The sequence below is a fragment of the Streptomyces thermodiastaticus genome, assembly GCF_014656135.1.
In the GTDB taxonomy this organism is placed as follows: Bacteria; Actinomycetota; Actinomycetes; order Streptomycetales; family Streptomycetaceae; genus Streptomyces; species Streptomyces thermodiastaticus.
Genome location: NZ_BNBV01000044.1, coordinates 15296 through 31757, shown reverse-complemented (window position 1 = coordinate 31757; position 16462 = coordinate 15296). Strand labels below are relative to the sequence as shown.

11 protein-coding genes, 1 tRNA gene and 1 pseudogene are annotated in these 16462 nt (G+C 72.2%); 7 read left to right on the top strand and 6 right to left on the bottom strand.

The genetic code is table 11. The features are described from left to right. Positions 1 to 525: 525 nt before the first annotated feature. The 4 genes from IE286_RS25760 (at position 526) to IE286_RS25745 (ending at position 5500) form a co-directional block, all read left to right on the top strand. A complete protein-coding gene (locus IE286_RS25760; protein WP_189799168.1) occupies positions 526 to 1515 on the top strand; it encodes a carbohydrate ABC transporter permease in 990 nt (329 codons plus the stop codon). A gap of 14 nt (positions 1516 to 1529) precedes the next feature. Next, positions 1530 to 2450 carry a carbohydrate ABC transporter permease gene (locus IE286_RS25755; RefSeq protein ID WP_189799167.1) on the top strand — a complete coding sequence of 307 codons (921 nt, stop codon included), beginning with the start codon at positions 1530 to 1532 and terminating at the stop codon, positions 2448 to 2450. A 216-nt stretch (positions 2451 to 2666) separates the two neighbouring features. Next, on the top strand, positions 2667 to 4124 hold the full coding sequence (locus IE286_RS25750) for a GH1 family beta-glucosidase (RefSeq protein ID WP_189799166.1): 1458 nt from the start codon (positions 2667 to 2669) through the stop codon (positions 4122 to 4124). 320 nt (positions 4125 to 4444) lie between these two features. Then, complete coding sequence (locus tag IE286_RS25745) at positions 4445 to 5500, top strand: LacI family DNA-binding transcriptional regulator (RefSeq protein WP_189799165.1); 1056 nt, start codon at positions 4445 to 4447, stop codon at positions 5498 to 5500. Between the two features lie 43 nt (positions 5501 to 5543). On the opposite strand, the pseudogene IE286_RS25740 reads toward IE286_RS25745, so the two are convergent. From IE286_RS25740 to IE286_RS25725, 4 genes and pseudogenes are all read right to left on the bottom strand, one after another. Then, a pseudogene (locus tag IE286_RS25740) lies at positions 5544 to 6052 on the bottom strand (GNAT family N-acetyltransferase). Between the two features lie 183 nt (positions 6053 to 6235). After that, a tRNA-His gene (locus IE286_RS25735) sits at positions 6236 to 6308 on the bottom strand. A gap of 112 nt (positions 6309 to 6420) precedes the next feature. Beyond that, the gene (gene orn, locus IE286_RS25730; RefSeq protein ID WP_189799164.1) at positions 6421 to 7029 is read right to left on the bottom strand and encodes an oligoribonuclease; all 609 of its coding nucleotides are present in this window, start codon (positions 7027 to 7029) and stop codon (positions 6421 to 6423) included. Positions 7030 to 7127: 98 nt separating this feature from the next. Beyond that, complete coding sequence (locus tag IE286_RS25725) at positions 7128 to 8360, bottom strand: helix-turn-helix domain-containing protein (protein WP_189799163.1); 1233 nt, start codon at positions 8358 to 8360, stop codon at positions 7128 to 7130. A gap of 999 nt (positions 8361 to 9359) precedes the next feature. Between IE286_RS25725 and IE286_RS25720 the strand changes: the two genes are divergently transcribed. Further along, positions 9360 to 9890 (top strand): universal stress protein, encoded by a 531-nt coding sequence (locus IE286_RS25720; RefSeq protein WP_125498912.1) that lies wholly within the window; start codon positions 9360 to 9362, stop codon positions 9888 to 9890. 665 nt (positions 9891 to 10555) lie between these two features. Here IE286_RS25720 and glmS read toward each other — a convergent pair. After that, positions 10556 to 12373 carry a glutamine--fructose-6-phosphate transaminase (isomerizing) gene (gene glmS, locus IE286_RS25715; protein ID WP_189799162.1) on the bottom strand — a complete coding sequence of 606 codons (1818 nt, stop codon included), beginning with the start codon at positions 12371 to 12373 and terminating at the stop codon, positions 10556 to 10558. A gap of 89 nt (positions 12374 to 12462) precedes the next feature. Next, positions 12463 to 12720 carry a hypothetical protein gene (locus IE286_RS25710; protein WP_189799161.1) on the bottom strand — a complete coding sequence of 86 codons (258 nt, stop codon included), beginning with the start codon at positions 12718 to 12720 and terminating at the stop codon, positions 12463 to 12465. Positions 12721 to 12885: 165 nt separating this feature from the next. Here IE286_RS25710 and IE286_RS25705 point away from each other — a divergent pair, with 165 nt between their 5' ends. Continuing rightward, complete coding sequence (locus IE286_RS25705) at positions 12886 to 14451, top strand: purple acid phosphatase family protein (protein ID WP_189799160.1); 1566 nt, start codon at positions 12886 to 12888, stop codon at positions 14449 to 14451. A 323-nt stretch (positions 14452 to 14774) separates the two neighbouring features. Further along, on the top strand, positions 14775 to 16400 hold the full coding sequence (locus IE286_RS25700; RefSeq protein WP_308115084.1) for a beta-N-acetylhexosaminidase: 1626 nt from the start codon (positions 14775 to 14777) through the stop codon (positions 16398 to 16400). The last annotated feature ends 62 nt before the right edge of the window (positions 16401 to 16462 follow it).

Below are 16462 nucleotides of genomic sequence, written 5' to 3'. Positions count from 1 at the left end.
CCGCGGGCCCGGGCCGCCGCCGGCCGCCCGCACCGGGTCCGCCCGCCGGTCGTCGTCGGTGACGGTTCGCCGCCCGCCCGCACCGGGTCCGGCGTCCGTCCCGGCGCCGTCCGTCCGTGCCGGGCCCGGTCATCGGCCGTCGGCCGTCGACGACGGGTCCGGCGGCTCGCGTCCGCGGCGCTTCCGGCCACCCGGCTTCGCGGTGCCGGCCGCACCGCACCCGGTGGTGCGGTGCGGCGCACCGACCCCCAGCCCCGCTCGCCGCGCCGCCGGCCGGCACCGGCCGGCTCACGGCACGCCGGGCGTCCGCCGGCGCGGCGCCCCGGCGGCGGGTCCCGGCACTCACCGGCCGGGCCCCGCCCCCACGCACGTCAGGCCGGCACGAACCGCCGGACCGTACCGGTCCGCACGGGCCGCACGGCGCCGCACCGATCCGCGCACCCGGCGGGCCGGGCGCCGGCCCGCCGGCGCGCCTCACGCCCTTGGCCCGCCCCGGCCGAAACCTTGCAGGGAAGGACTCCCTCCGTGGCAACGACAACCCCCGCACGGGGCGCCCACACCCCGCCGTCCGGCGCGGTGGGCGCACCCACCGGACGCAGCACATGGCGCACCCGTCTGTGGCGCCTGGACGACAAAGCATCCCCGTACGCCTACATCGCGCCCTTCTTCCTCGTCTTCGGCGCCTTCGGGCTCTACCCGCTGATCTACACGGGCTGGATCGCCCTGCACCGGGTGGAGATGACGAGCCTGGACCAGTCCGAGTGGGTCGGCTGGGACAACTTCGCCAAGATCCTGCAGGACAGCGAGTTCTGGACGGCGGTCGCCAACACCTTCGTCATCGGCGTCATCTCCGCCACCCCGCAGCTGCTCATGGCGCTGGGCCTGGCCCACCTGCTCAACTACAAGCTGCGCGCCACCACGTTCTGGCGGACCGTCGTCCTCACCCCGTACGCCACCTCGGTGGCCACCGCCGCTCTGGTCTTCTCCCTGGTGTTCCGCGTCGACGGCGGCCTGCTCAACTGGCTGCTGCACTTCGTCGGCTTCGGCGACATCAACTGGGCCAACGGGCACTGGACGTCGAAGATCGCCATCTCGGTCATCGTGATCTGGCGGTGGACCGGCTACAACGCCCTGATCTACCTCGCGGCCATGCAGGCGGTCCCCAAGGACCTGTACGAGGCCGCCGCCATCGACGGGGCCAGCCGCTGGCAGCAGTTCCGCAAGGTGACCATTCCCTCGCTGCGGCCGACGATCCTGTTCACCATCGTCATCTCCACCATCGGCTCCATGCAGCTGTTCGGTGAGCCGCTGCTGCTGGAGGGCGGCTCGAACGGTTCCACCGGAGGCAACCAGAACCAGTACGAAACGCTCAGCATCTACCTGTACCAGTACGGCTGGAAGCTGGGGCATCTGGGACCGGCCGCCGCCGTGGCCTGGGCCATGCTCGTACTGCTGCTGCTCATCGCCCTGATCAACTGGATCGTCAGCCGGTTCGTGCGCAAGAGCGCGGCCTGACGGGAGCGACTTCCATGACCACGACCAGTTTCCCGGACACCGCGGCCGCCCCCGGCGGTGCGCCCCTCACGCCCGAAGCGCCCAAGCGCCGCAACCGGTTCGTCATGGGCGCGGGCGAGCAGCTCAAGGCCGGCCCGTTCACCTACATCGTCCTCGCCGTCGTCGGGCTCGGCTCCGTCTTCCCCCTGTACTGGACGCTGGTGGCCGCCTCGCACGACCAGCAGCGGGTCCTGGACTCGCCGCCGCCGTTCGTCCCGGGCGGCAAGCTGTGGGCCAACCTCCAGTCCGCCTGGGACCAGGCCCACCTGGGCAAGGCGATCGTCAACAGCGTCATCGTGGCCGGCAGCATCACGGTGGCCACGCTGTTCTTCTGCACCCTGGCCGGTTACGCCTTCGCCAAGATGCGCTTCCGCGGCCGGAACGTGCTGATGACCGCGGTCGTCGCCACCCTGACCATCCCGCCGCAGCTCAGCGTCGTGCCGCTGTTCATGATGATGTCGGACATCGGCTGGGGCGGTCAGCTGGAGTCGGTGATCTTCCCGACCCTGGTGGGCGCCTTCGGTGTGTTCTTCATGCGCCAGTACCTGATCGAGGCGCTGCCCTACGAGCTGATCGAGGCGGCCAAGGTGGACGGCGCGAACAACCTCCGCATCGTCTGGAGCGTCGTCCTGCCCGTGGCCCGGCCCGCGATGATGGTGCTCGGCATGCTCACCTTCGTCCAGGCCTGGAACGACTTCTTCTGGCCCTTCCTGGCCCTGAGCCCGGACAACCCGACCCTGCAGGTGGCCCTCGGCCAGCTCCAGGCCTCCTACACGCCCGACCAGAGCATCGTGATGGCGGGTGCGCTCATCAGCACACTGCCGCTGCTGCTCGTCTTCGTGATCTTCGGCAAGCAGATCGTCGGAGGCATCATGGCGGGCGCCGTCAAAGGCTGACGCCGTAACCAGGGCCGAGGCGAGCGGGGGCGGGTCCGACGGGGTACCTGCATACTCCCACCGGACCCGCCCGTCGCCTGCGCGGGGGCCGGCCCATGCGGCCGCCCCCGCCCCGACCCTCTTTCTCCCCCACACCCGCCGGACCGCCTTCCGGCCGGGCCGCCCGCCGGCCCGACCCGACCGAACCCCGTCTCATCACTATGGGAGCGCTCTCATATGACCGCCGTACGACCCGAGACCACCGCCCGGACGGCAGCGGACGGCTCCTTCCCGCCGGGCTTCGTCTGGGGTGCCGCCACCGCCGCCTACCAGGTGGAGGGTGCCGCCACCGAGGACGGCCGCACCCCCTCCATCTGGGACACCTTCAGCCACACCCCCGGCAAGACCCTCAACGGCGACACCGGTGACGTGGCCGCGGACCACTACCACCTGTACCGCGACGACGTGGCGCGGATGAAGGAGCTCGGCCTGAAGGCCTACCGCTTCTCCGTCTCCTGGTCCCGGGTGCAGCCCACCGGCCGTGGGCCCGGCGTCGAGCGCGGCCTGGACTTCTACCGCCGGCTCACCGACGAGCTGCTGGACGCGGGCATCACCCCGGTCGTCACCCTCTACCACTGGGACCTGCCCCAGGAGCTGGAGGACGCCGGCGGCTGGCCGCACCGCGACACCGCCGACCGCTTCGCCGACTACGCCGAGATCGTGGCCCGCGGCCTGGGCGACCGGATCGGTCTGTGGACCACCCTCAACGAGCCCTGGTGCTCGGCGTTCCTCGGCTACGGCTCCGGCGTGCACGCCCCGGGGCGCACCGACCCGGCCGCCACCCTGCGTGCCGCGCACCACCTGAACCTGGCGCACGGCAAGGCGATCGCGGCGCTGCGCGCCAACCTGCCCTCCTCGGCGAAGACCTCCATCACGCTCAACCTGCACCAGGTGCGCCCGCTGACCGACAGCCCCGAGGACGTCGACGCCGCCCGCCGCATCGACGCCGTCGGCAACCGGATCTTCACCGGCCCGATCCTGGACGGCGCCTACCCGGAGAGGCTGCTCGCGGACACCGCGCACCTGGTCGACTGGGACCGGCTGGTGCACGACGGGGACCTGGAGGAGATCTCCCGCCCGATCGACGTGCTCGGCGTCAACTACTACTCGCCGACCGTGGTCTCCCACGCCGCCGACGGCGTCGGCTCGACGAGCAACGACGGGCACGGCGCGAGCGACCACACCCCGTGGACCGGCTGCGAGGACGTCGCCTTCCACCTCGCCAACGACGACCTGACCGCGATGAACTGGGCGATCGACCCCGACGGGATGCACGCGCTGCTGACCGGCCTGGCCGCCGAGCACCCCGGGCTGCCGCTGATGGTCACCGAGAACGGCGCCGCCTTCGAGGACGAGGTCACCGAGGACGGCCGGGTCGACGACCCCCGCCGCATCGCCTACCTGCACACCCACCTCGACGCGGTGCGCCGGGCCATCGCCGACGGTGCCGACGTGCGCGGCTACTTCCTGTGGTCGCTGCTGGACAACTTCGAGTGGGGCTACGGCTACTCCAAGCGCTTCGGCCTGTACTACGTCGACTACGCCACCCAGCGCCGCATCCCCAAGGCGAGCGCCCACTGGTACGCGGGAGTGATCCGTCACAACGCCCTGCCGGAGGCCGCCGGCACACAGTGAGGCGCGAGCCTGTCGCCCGGATCAGGCACCCCTCCTGGGCCCGGGTCTCCCCTCGGGCCTGAAGGGACCCGCTCCGGCCCGTCCGTCCCCGAGCGGCTCCGGCCCGGACGGCCGGTCCCCGAGGGCCGGGCGCAGCCGCCGGCGCCCGGCCCCGGTCAGGCGTGCCCGGACCCGGAAGGGGCGTGCCCGCCCGGGTCCCGGCCGGCCGGGCGCTGACGGAGCCGCCGCTGCGAGGGACGATGGAACGGGAGCACATCGGCCCGGCTGTTACATTCCTGGCTGACTGACGGCGTGACGGCTGAAAACGGAAGGCGGCGACTATGGCGGTCAACACGGGCCGGGGCAGGCGCGGTCGACGGCCGACCCTGGAGGAGGTCGCCGCCCGGGCCGGTGTGGGCCGCGGCACGGTGTCGCGGGTGATCAACGGCTCGCCCCGGGTCAGCGCCGCCACCCGCGCCGCCGTCGAGGCCGCGGTCGCGGAACTGGGGTACGTCCCCAACACCGCGGCCCGTGCCCTGGCCGCCAACCGCACCGACGCGATCGCGCTGGTCGTCCCCGAACCGGAGACCCGCTTCTTCGCGGAACCGTACTTCTCCCACATGCTGCGCGGTGTCGGCGCCGAACTCGCCGACACGGAGATGCAGTTGCTGCTGATCTTCGCGGGCAGCGACCGCGAGCGCCGCCGCCTGGCGCAGTACCTGGCCGCGCACCGGGTGGACGGGGTGCTGCTGGTGTCGGTGCACGCCGACGACCCGCTGCCCGATCTGGTGGCCCAGCTGGAGATCCCGGCGGTGATCAGCGGCCCGCGTTCGGCGGAGGAGACGCTGCCCTCGGTGGACGCCGACAACTACGGCGGCGCCCGCTCGGCCGTGCAGCACCTGCTCGACCGGGGCCGCCGCCGCATCGCCCACATCACCGGCCACCTGGACGTCTACGGCGCCCAGCGCCGCGTCGACGGCTACCGCGACGCCCTGCGGGAGGCGGGCTGTGAGGTGGACGAACTCCTCGTCGAACCGGGCGACTTCACCGAGGAGGGCGGCCGTCGCGCCATGGCACGGCTGCTTCAGCGGGTGCCCGACCTGGACGCCGTCTTCGCCGGTTCGGACGTCACCGCGGCCGGCGCCCGCCAGGTGCTGCGGGAGACGGGCCGCCGGATCCCCGAGGACGTGGCCCTGGTCGGCTACGACGACTCGGCCATCGCCCGCCACATGGATCCGCCGCTGACCAGTGTCCGCCAGCCCATCGAGGAGATGGGCCGCGCGATGATCGACCTGCTGCTGACCGAGATCGCCGATCACCGCTCCGCCCCCGCCCCCTCCCCGCAGCCGCACCGGGCGGTGCTGCCGACCGAGCTGGTGGTGCGCGCCTCGTCGTAGCCCGCGCGGGAGAGGGGCCCGGCTGCACCGGGCCCGCCGTGCCTCACTCCGGGAAGTCCAGCCGCCAGGTGATCTCCCCGTCGCGCAGTTCGCCGGTCGGGGCGAGGCCGGCCGCGCCGGCCACGGCGGCGGAGGCGTGGTGGGCCGGATGGATGCGGGCGAGGACCGTGCGCACCCCGTGCCCGCGCAGCAGACCGACCAGCGCGCGGGCCGCCTCGGTGGCGAGGCCGCGTCCCTGCCAGGGAGTGCCCACGACCCAGGCGATCTCGGCGACCGTGCCCTCGGCGCGCTCGGTGACCGTGGCCTGCACGGTCCCGGTCAGCCGCCCCTCGTCCCGCAGGCGCAGCACCCAGTTGCACCAACGGACGCGCGGGTCGGGGGAGCCGGCGACGAGCCGGGTGTAACGCTCCCTCAGCTCCGCCGCGCTCAGGGGCGCACCGCCGATGAAGGTGTGCAGCGCCGGATCGGAAAGCACCCGGCCATCTCCGCGGCGTGATCCACCCGCAGCGGCACCAGGTCAACACGGGCGGTGCGGACGGGTTCGGTGAGCATGGGGGGCCTCCGCAGGGTGCCGGCCGGCGGCCCGTGCCGACCGTACCCGGGGTTCGTGTGCGGTGCTGCGGGTACCGCCAGGCACCCGGTGGTTCCGTCGCGACACGGCCACGCTTCGGCCGCACGGAGGAACGAGGAAGCCCCCGATCCGCATTCGAGCGGATCAGGGGCTTCCTGACTCAGGGTGAGTGACGGGACTCGAACCCGCGACATCCTGGACCACAACCAGGTGCTCTACCAGCTGAGCTACACCCACCACGACCGGCGGCTGACTGCTTCGTGGTTTCCCCGACCGGCCGAGAAAAAGTGTACAGGGTCCGAAGGGGTGCTCGCGCACATCTGTGGCGGTACCCCTCCGGCGCGCCCTCTCAGCCGTGCTGAGCAGGCAGGACGTACTTCGCTGCGATCGCCTTGGCGGTGTCGGAGTCGGGACCGGGCTGCGGGACGAAGATGGCCTCCCGGTAGTAGCGCAGCTCCGCGATGGACTCGCGGATGTCGGCCAGGGCCCGGTGGTTGCCGTTCTTCTCGGGACTGTTGAAGTACGCCCGCGGGTACCAGCGCCGGGCCAGTTCCTTGATGGAGGACACGTCCACGATGCGGTAGTGGAGGTAGCTCTCCAGCGTCGGCATGTCGCGCAGCAGGAAGCCGCGGTCGGTGCCGACCGAGTTGCCGCACAGAGGGGCCTTGCCGGGCTCCTTGACATACTCCCGTACGTAGGCGAGGACCCGCTCCTCGGCGTCCTGCAGGGTCGTTCCGCCGGCCAGTTCGTCGAGCAGGCCGGACGCGGTGTGCATCTGACGCACCACCTCCGGCATCGTCTCCAGCGCCGCGTCCGGCGGGCGGATGACGATGTCGACCCCCTCGCCGAGCACGTTCAGCTCGGAGTCGGTCACGAGGGCGGCCACCTCGATGAGCGCGTCGTCGGACAGCGAGAGGCCGGTCATCTCGCAGTCGATCCACACCATGCGATCGTTCATATGTCTCACCTTACGGCGAGTCGCCGCACCCGGGTCCCGGCGGTGCGGGGACGGCCCGGGGGCGGGACAACCCCCCGCCCCCGGGCCGTCCGTCCGGGTCAGCTGCCGCGCTGGCCCGGCAGGCTGCCGGACAGCGCCGCCGGGGTACGGCGGCCCGGGTGCGGCAGGGGGCCGTCCCCGTGCAGGGACGACGCCGGGCCGGCCGGCTGCGGCACACCGGGCAGGTGCCCGGTGGGAACCGGTACCGCGGACGGCGTGCCGCCGGACGCCGGGTGCGCCGGCGCCGCCTCGTTCTCGCCGGACCGCTCGCCCTGCGGCCTGCGCGCCCGGTAGGCCGCCCGGTAGGCGGCCGGCGAGGAGCCCAGCTGCCGCCGGAAGTGGCCGCGCAGCGCCACCGGGGAGCGGAAGCCGCACCGGCTGGCGACCTCGTCCACCGAGTAGTCGGACGTCTCCAGCAGCCGCTGCGCCTGCAGCACCCGCTGGGTGATCAGCCACTGCAGCGGCGCGCTGCCGGTGAGCGAGCGGAAGCGGCGGTCGAACGTACGGCGGCTCATGTACGCGCGTGCCGCCAGTGTCTCCACGTCGAACTGCTCGTGGAGGTGTTCCAGCGCCCAGGCGACGACCTCGGCGAGCGGGTCGGCGCCGATCTCCTCCGGTAAAGACCTGTCCAGGTAGCGCTCCTGCCCGCCGGAGCGGCGCGGCGGGACCACCAGGCGGCGGGCCAGCGCGTTGGCCGCCTCGTTGCCGTGGTCCGTGCGCACGATGTGCAGACACAGGTCGATCCCGGCCGCCGTACCCGCGCTGGTCAGCACGTCGCCGTCGTCGACGAACAGCTCACGCGGGTCGACGTGCACCGACGGGTAGCGCTTGGCCAGCGTCGGTGCGTACATCCAGTGGGTGGTGGCCGGACGGCCGTCCAGCAGACCCGCGGCGGCCAGCACGAACGCGCCGGTGCACAGTCCGACGATCCGGGCGCCCTCCTCGTGCGCCCGGCGCAGCGCCTCCAGCGCCTCCTCGGGCGGCGGCGCGGTGATCGAGCGCCAGGCCGGCACGACGACCGTGCCCGCCCGCGCGATCGCCTCCAGTCCGTGCGGCGCGGTGAGTTCCAGGCCGCCGGTGGTCCGCAGCGGACCCTCCTCACCGGCCGCCACCAGCAGACGGTAGCGCGGCACGCCGGCGTCCTGGCGGTCGATGCCGAACACCGACAGAGGTATGGAACTCTCGAAGATGGGGCCGCCGCTGAACAGCAGCACCGCGACGATCTCCTTGCGCCGTCGCCCGGACAGCTTCCGGGCCGCGGCGTCCGGCGCGGCAGTGGAGTCGTGGCTCATCCTGCTAAGCCCCCCTCGGTGGTCGCGGCTCCTCGGTTGTGTCGCTCCTGCACGTTTCCCCTCGGTCCTGCACGAGTCCCCCGCCGTAAGACAGTCAAGATCGAATCTACTGCCTTCCGCCATGCTGCGGTGGCCGGTTCGGCACCCGGCACATTGTCGATATGGCAACTTGGCGTGAAGCAGTCGATCACGAAGCGTGGCACTCCACGGCCGCGCAGGGAAGTGCGCCTTGTCGCAGTGGCCAATCCCCGTAGGGTGCGCACGCCGTCCGCGACCCTTTCGGTGCAGGTCGATCGGGGGGTGAGGGGTACTTCGGCCGGATGATGAACCACTTCAAGAAGTTGGCCGAAAAGCTACGGGCGTGTGTGCGGAAACCGGTCAGCCGGCCGGCATCGGTCTCCCGGACCGGCCGCCGCCCCGGTGTGCGCACCCGTCCGGGTGTGCCGGTGGCGCGGGGCGCCGTCCCCGGCGCGCGGCCGGGCTGACGCGCCGCGCTCCGGGCAGGAACGGCTGCGCCCGGCGGACTGGGTGAAGCCGGCCCCGGCCGTCTTCCCGCCGCGCCGGGCCGGGGCCTGCGTCCCCCGCGGCGGTGGCGTGCATCCCCCGCGGTGACGCGGGGTACGGACACGGCGGCGTGTCCCGCGGAACCCCGCGGTCACCGCCGCATCGCGGGCATCGGGGCATCGCGTTCACCGGGCTCAACGCGCCTGCTGCCGGTCGGTCACTGTGTGCAGCCGGCCACCCTGCCTCGCAGCGGTACGTGACAGGCTGGTGACGACACGTGAATCCCCCGCAAACCACCTGTACGAGGCAGCAACCATTGCATTCCGGGCGGCGGTCGTGCATGCTCCGGTGAACCGCCACGGAGAGTGCGCGGGATCTGGGCTTCACAGGAGTGCCGCCGTACTCTTCAGGGTATGGGGACGGGAAGACCATTCCCGGACACAGCTCCGCCGCAGACTGTCGTCCCCAACGAAGGATCACAACGCCGAGACAGCCATGGCCGGTCACGAATTCCCCGAACCCGCGGACCGCAAGCGGCCGGTCGCCGATCCCACGGCGGCCGATCCCCTGGCGGGTCACGAAGAGCCACGCCACTCCTGCGATCCGGCGTTCAAGCACGGCGTCGTCGTCGGCTTCGACGGATCACTCTCCAGTGAGCGGGCCCTCGCCTACGCCGTCGGCATGGCCCACCGGTCCCGGTCGGGACTGATCATCGTGCACGTGGCCAACCGGCTGCCCACCACGGTGTGGGCCGGCTGCGAGCCTCCGGTCTTCGTGGACGTGCCGGACCATCGCACCGAGGTGCTCGGCCTGGAGCTGGCCTGTGCGGACCACCTCGCCGAGGTGCCGTGGATCCTCGTCGAGCGCGGCGGTGACATCTGTCACGAGCTCGAAGAGGTCGGCAAGGAGTACGAGGCGGACGCGATCGTCGTGGGGTCCACGCACGGCATCGTGGGCCGCCTCTTCGGTTCTGTGGCCGGCCGGCTCGCCAAGCGGGCACGGCGGCCGGTCGTGGTGATCCCCTGACCGACCCGGCCCTGACGGAGCGCACGCACCGCGGCGCCGGGCCGGCGTCCCCGCCGTGACGGCCCGGATCCGGACGCCCACCGGAGCGGTTCCGCGCTCGTGCCGCGCCGCCCGGCTTCTCTGCCCGCGCCCCTGTGTGTCCCGTGGTGCGCCTGCCGGGCCGCCCTGCGGGCGTCCGTGCGCGCCCCGGCGCGGTCCCTGCGCGGGCGAGAGCTGCCGCACCCCCTTCAACCGCTGCCGCACCCCCTCAACCCCCCTTTGCGCCCCGTGAGTTACCGGCCCGTAGAGGTGTTCGCGCCCATGTGCCGGGCATATACCGGTCACCGCACCACCGCACGGCATGAAGGGAGCCCGCCGTGGCCCACGACGACGCAGCGGGACGCACCACCACCGTCGCCGGCCGGCCCGTCCCGCACGGCGCCCCGGCGGCCGCCAATCCGGCATGCCCCCGTCGTGCGGCGGCCCACCGGGCCCGGCGGAGTCGAACGCCCGGTTCGCCGTCGCCGCCGGGCCCTGTGCCCTTGTGTGGCGCGCTGCCGGCCGGGGGGTGACGGCCGCCGGCTGAGGCGGCGCGGGCCGGGGGATGGGCGGCCCCGGCCCACCAGGGGAAGCGGCCCTCCGCGCCCGTGGTGCGCGGAGGGCCGCTTCCCCGAGCGAGGGTGCCGTTACTCCACCGTCACCGACTTCGCCAGGTTCCGCGGCTTGTCGATGTCCCGGCCGAGGGCCAGCGCCGTGTGGTAGGCGAGGAGCTGCAGCGGAATGCCCATCAGGATCGGGTCCAGCTCGTTCTCGTTCTTCGGCACGACGATGGTGCGGTCGGCCTTCTCCTGTTCCTGGTGGGCGACCGCGAGGATCTTGCCGTTGCGGGCCTTGATCTCCTCCATGGCCGCGCGGTTCTTCTCCAGCAGGTCGTCGTCCGGCACGATCGCCACCGTCGGCAGGGCGGGCTCGATCAGGGCCAGCGGGCCGTGCTTCAGCTCGGAGGCCGGGTAGGCCTCGGCGTGGATGTAGGAGACCTCCTTCAGCTTCAGGGAGGCCTCGCGGGCCACCGGGTAGCCCCGCACACGGCCGATGAAGAGCATGGAGCGGGCGTCGGCGTAGCTCTTGGCCAGCTCCTCGATCTCCGCCTCCAGCTTCATGATCTCGGAGATCTGCTCGGGCAGCTTGCGCAGGCCCTCGATGATCCGCCTGCCGTCGCTCACCGACAGGTCGCGGATGCGGCCCAGGTGCAGCGCGAGCAGCGCGAAGGCGACGCAGGTGTTGGTGAAGCACTTGGTGGACACCACGCACACCTCGGGGCCGGCGTGCACATAGATGCCGCCGTCGGCCTCGCGGGCGATGGCGGAGCCGACCACGTTGACCACGCCGAGCACCCGCGCGCCCTTGCGCTTCAGCTCCTGCACGGCGGCCAGCACGTCGTAGGTCTCACCGGACTGCGAGACGGCGATGTACAGGGTGTCGGGGTCCACGACCGCGTTGCGGTAACGGAACTCGGAGGCCGGCTCGGCGTCGGCGGGGATGCGGGCCAGCTCCTCGATCATCTGGGCGCCGATCATGCCCGCGTGGTAGGAGGTGCCGCAGCCGAGGATCTTCACCCGGCGCACCGCGCGCGCCTCACGGGCGTCGAGGTTGATGCCGCCCAGGTGGACTGTGGCGAACCGGTCGTCGATCCGGCCGCGCAGCACCCGGTCCACGGCCTCGGCCTGCTCGTGGATCTCCTTGTGCATGTAGGTGTCGTGGCCGCCCATGTCGTAACTGGCGGCCTCCCACTCCACGGTGGTGGGCTCGGCGGTGGTGCGGGTGCCCTCGGTGGTGTAGGTGCGGAAGTCGTCCGCGGTGAGGGTGGCCATCTCGCCGTCGTCGAGGGTGACGACCTGCCGGGTGTGGGTGACCAGCGCGGCGATGTCGGAGGCGACGAACATCTCCTTCTCGCCGATGCCGAGCACCACGGGGGAGCCGTTGCGGGCGACCACGATCCGGTCCGGGAAGTCGGCGTGCATCACGGCGATGCCGTACGTGCCCTCGACCAGGCGCACGGCGTAGCGGACCTTCTCCTCCAGCGAGGCGGCCTCACAGCGCGCTATCAGGTGGGTGAGGACCTCGGTGTCGGTCTCCGAGAGGAACTCCACACCGTCCGCCTCCAGCTTGCGGCGCAGCTCGGCGGCGTTGTCGATGATGCCGTTGTGCACGACGGCGACCTTGTGGTCGGCCGACATGTGCGGGTGGGCGTTCACGTCGGAGGGCGCGCCGTGGGTGGCCCAGCGGGTGTGGGCGATGCCGACGGTGCCCTTGAAGCGCGCCGGGACCTTCGCCTCCAGGTCGCGCACCCGGCCCTTGGCCTTGACCATCTTCAGGCCGGGCGACTTCGGCGAGGTGACGACGATGCCCGCCGAGTCGTAGCCGCGGTACTCCAGTCGCTGCAGGCCCTCCAGGAGCAGCGGGGCGACATCACGCTTGCCGACGTATCCGACGATTCCGCACATACAGGTGTATTCCTCCGCTGGTCCTCGATGGTGCCTCAGCCGCGTGTGTGACCGCGGCCGCGGGTGGTGTTCCGGCCGGTGGCGGCGCCCTAGCCGTAGACGATGCGGCGCAGCTGGCGCAGCGACAGCTGAGGCGGGGCCACCATCCGGTACGTCAGGTCCGCCCTGATCCGTTCGAAGATCTCCGCGTTCACCAGCCCTTGGGCCTGCAGCTCGCGGTGGCGGCGACGGACGAACTCCTCGGTCGTCTCGTCGAAGTAGGCGAGCACGTCCTGGATGACACGCAGCGCCTCGCCCCGGTTCAGGGGCGTGGACCGCGCCAGATGATCAACCAGTTCCTCGTGCACCCGGTAGATCCTGGAGTACCGAGGTCACTTTCGCAAGAATCTTGCCCGATTTCGGGCAAGCGGCCGTTCGGAGTCTTGTGTACTCCCGTTCGTGTGCCGTCCATGTGCCGTCCCGTGTCCCGTCGCGGACATGGACCATTTTCAGACGCCATGGACATTCCACGCATGGGAGTTCCCGAGAAGCTTGCCGCGCGCATGAGCATGGCCGAGCAGCACGAGTACCTGCGCGCCAGATTCTCGCGGCGCGCGATGGTCCAAGGCGGCGCGGTCGCCCTGGGCGCCGTCGTCGGCGGTGCGTATGTGACGGGTGCCACCGCGCAGGCCGCGCCCGCCCGGAGCACCGCCCCGGCCGCGCAGAAGGCCGACGGCGCCCTGGTCGCGCCCTTCGGCCGCCACCTCGCCTACGGCAACGACCCGCGCACCGAGATGACGGTCTCCTGGCAGGTGCCGGCCGCCGTCGACAAGCCCTTCATCCGCATCGGTGCGAACCCCTGGGAGCTGTCCCGGAAGATCCCGGCCGAGGTCCGCGCCCTGCACACCCCGGCCGGTGTCGGCGCGAGCGGCGACCACACCCAGTACTACCTGCACGCCAAGCTGACCCACCTGCGCCCCGGCAGGACGTACTACTACGGCGTCGGCCACCAGGGCTTCGACCCGGCCGAACGCCACCTGCTGGGCACTCTGGGCACCTTCACCACCGCCCCCGACCGCAAGGCGCCCTTCACCTTCACCGCCTTCGGCGACCAGGGTGTCAGCTACCACGGCCTGGCCAACGACGCCCTGATCCTGGGTCAGAACCCGGCCTTCCATCTGCACGCCGGCGACATCGCCTACGCCGACCCGGCCGGCGCGGGCAAGACCTCCGACGACGGCTTCGACTCCCGGGTGTGGGACCAGTTCCTGTACCAGACCGAGTCCGTCGCCAAGCAGGTCCCGTGGATGGTCTCCTACGGCAACCACGACATGGAGGCCTGGTACTCGCCCAACGGCTACGGCGGCGAGGAAGCCCGCTGGACCCTGCCCGACAACGGCCCCGACCGGAAGAACCTGCCGGGCGTCTACTCCTTCGTCTACGGCAACACCGCCGTCATCTCCCTCGACGCCAACGACGTCTCCTGGGAGATCCCGGCGAACCTGGGCATCTCTGGCGGTACGCAGACGAAGTGGCTGGAAGCGCAGCTGAAGAAGTTCCGCGCGTCGAAGGACATCGACTTCGTCGTCGTCTTCTTCCACCACTGCGCCTACTGCACCTCCACCTCGCACGCCTCCGAGGGCGGCGTGCGCAAGGAGTGGGTGCCGCTGTTCGAGAAGTACACCGTGGACCTGGTCATCAACGGCCACAACCACGTCTACGAGCGCACCGACGTGATCAAGGGCAACCAGGTCGCGAAGAAGCTGCCGATCGGCGGCACCGCCTATCCCGAGACCGACGGCGTGGTCTACGTCACCGCGGGCGCGGCCGGCAAGAGCCTGTACGCGTTCAGCGCCGAGGAGTCCTACGAGGGCCACGAGAAGCACATCGAGTCCGTACCCTCCTTCGTCTGTCTCGCCGACGGTGACCGGCAGAAGGAGACCGTCGCCTGGTCGCGCGTGCGCTACCTCGACTACTCCTTCCTGCGCGTGGACGTCACCCCGGCCGCCAGGGGCCGCTGGGCCACGCTGACCGTGCGCGGCATCGCCGAGACCGGCGAGCAGGTCGACCACTTCACGGTGGCCCGCCGGGCGAAGTGACACCCGCCGCGGCGGGCGGTGCCGCACCCGAGCCGCCCGCCGCGCGCCCGGCCACGGGCACCCCCCGTCTCGACGCGCCGGTGTGCCGTCCCGCCCCCGGCCACCGTCACCGGCGAGTGGGCGCCGGACAGCTGACGCCCCCTCACCCGATCGAGTGCACGGCTGCGCCCCGGAACCGGCCGGGGGCGTCACCGTGGCACGTCGCTGCGCCGTCTTCACGGCTGATTTCCGCCAGGAAGGGGTCGCGCCACCGCCGGAGCGGGAAAGTGGTCTGCACCCGTCGGGGCCCTGCAGGCCCCGGTCTCCGCGTGAAGGGAGCGCATGTGAGACGGCACCACAGAACGACTCCCCGCAACCTCCGTACCGCCCGGCTGGCCCGCATCCTCGGTTCGCTGCTGCTGGTGGCCGCGGCCGGGGCCGTCACCGCCGGGGCCGCACCCGGCAAGGGCAGCGGCAGGCCGGCCGCGATCCCGCTGGACCAGGTGATCCCGGCACCGGCCTCGGTCCGCCCGGGCGGCAGCCCGTACCGCATCACGGCCGCCACCCGCATCCGCGTCGACGGCGGCGCAGACGCCCGCCGCGTCGGCGCCTACCTCGCGGACATCCTGCGGCCCTCGACCGGCTACCGGCTGCCGCTGGTCACCTCCGGAGCGGCCGGCATCCGGCTGAAGCTGGCCAAGGGCCCCTACGGCACCGAGGGCTACCGGCTCGACAGCCGCCCCGCCGGAGTGACGATCACCGCCGCCGCACCGGCCGGGCTCTTCCACGGCGTGCAGACCCTGCGCCAGCTGCTGCCGCCCGCCGTGGAGAAGAAGACCGTGCAACCGGGCCCCTGGCTGGTCGCGGGCGGCACCGTCGAGGACCGCCCGCGCTACGCCTACCGCGGCGCCATGCTGGACGTCTCCCGTCACTTCCTCACCGTCGAGCAGGTCAAGCGGTACATCGACGAGATCGCCCTGTACAAGCTCAACACGCTGCACCTGCACCTGAGCGACGACCAGGGCTGGCGCATCGCCATCGACTCCTGGCCGCGCCTGGCCGCCTACGGCGGCTCCACCCAGGTCGGCGGCGGCCCGGGCGGCTACTACACCAAGGACGACTACCGGGAGATCGTCCGCTACGCCGCCTCCCGCTATCTGGAGGTCGTCCCCGAGATCGACACCCCCGGCCACACCAACGCCGCCCTCGCCTCCTACGCCGAACTCACCTGCGACGGAGTGGCACCCCCGCTCTACACCGGCACCAGCGTCGGCTTCAGCTCGCTGTGCGTGGGCAAGGACATCACCTACACCTTCCTGGACGACGTCATCCGGGAGGTGGCCGCCCTCACCCCCGGCCGCTATCTGCACATCGGCGGTGACGAGGCCCACTCCACCAGCCACGAGGACTATGTGAAGTTCATGGACCGGGTGCAGCCCATCGTCGCCAAGTACGGCAAGACGGTCATCGGCTGGCACCAGCTCACCGGCGCCACCCCGGCCAAGGGCGCCCTGGTGCAGTACTGGGGCCTGGACTCCACCAGCGACACCGAGAAGGAGCAGGTGGCCCAGGCCGCCCGCAACGGTACCGGGGTGATCCTGTCCCCGGCCGACCGCGTCTACGTGGACATGAAGTACACACCGGACACCCCGCTGGGCAAGTCCTGGGCCGGCTACGTCGAGGTGCAGCGCTCCTACGACTGGGACCCGGGCAGCTACCTGCCCGGTGTGCCCGCGTCCGCGGTGAAGGGCGTCGAGGCCCCCTTGTGGACGGAGACGCTGTCCGCCTCCGACGAGATCGACTACATGGCCTTCCCCCGGCTGCCCGGCGCCGCCGAGCTGGGCTGGTCCCCGGCCGCCACGCACGACTGGGACACCTACAAGGTCCGGCTGGCCGCACAGGCGCCCCGCTGGGACGCCCTGGGCATCGGCTACTACCGCTCCCCGCAGGTGCCCTGGCCGGCCGCCTGACCCGGCCGCACGACGACGGGCGCCCCGCGGGACCGTACCGCGGGGCGCCCGCCCGTCCGTGT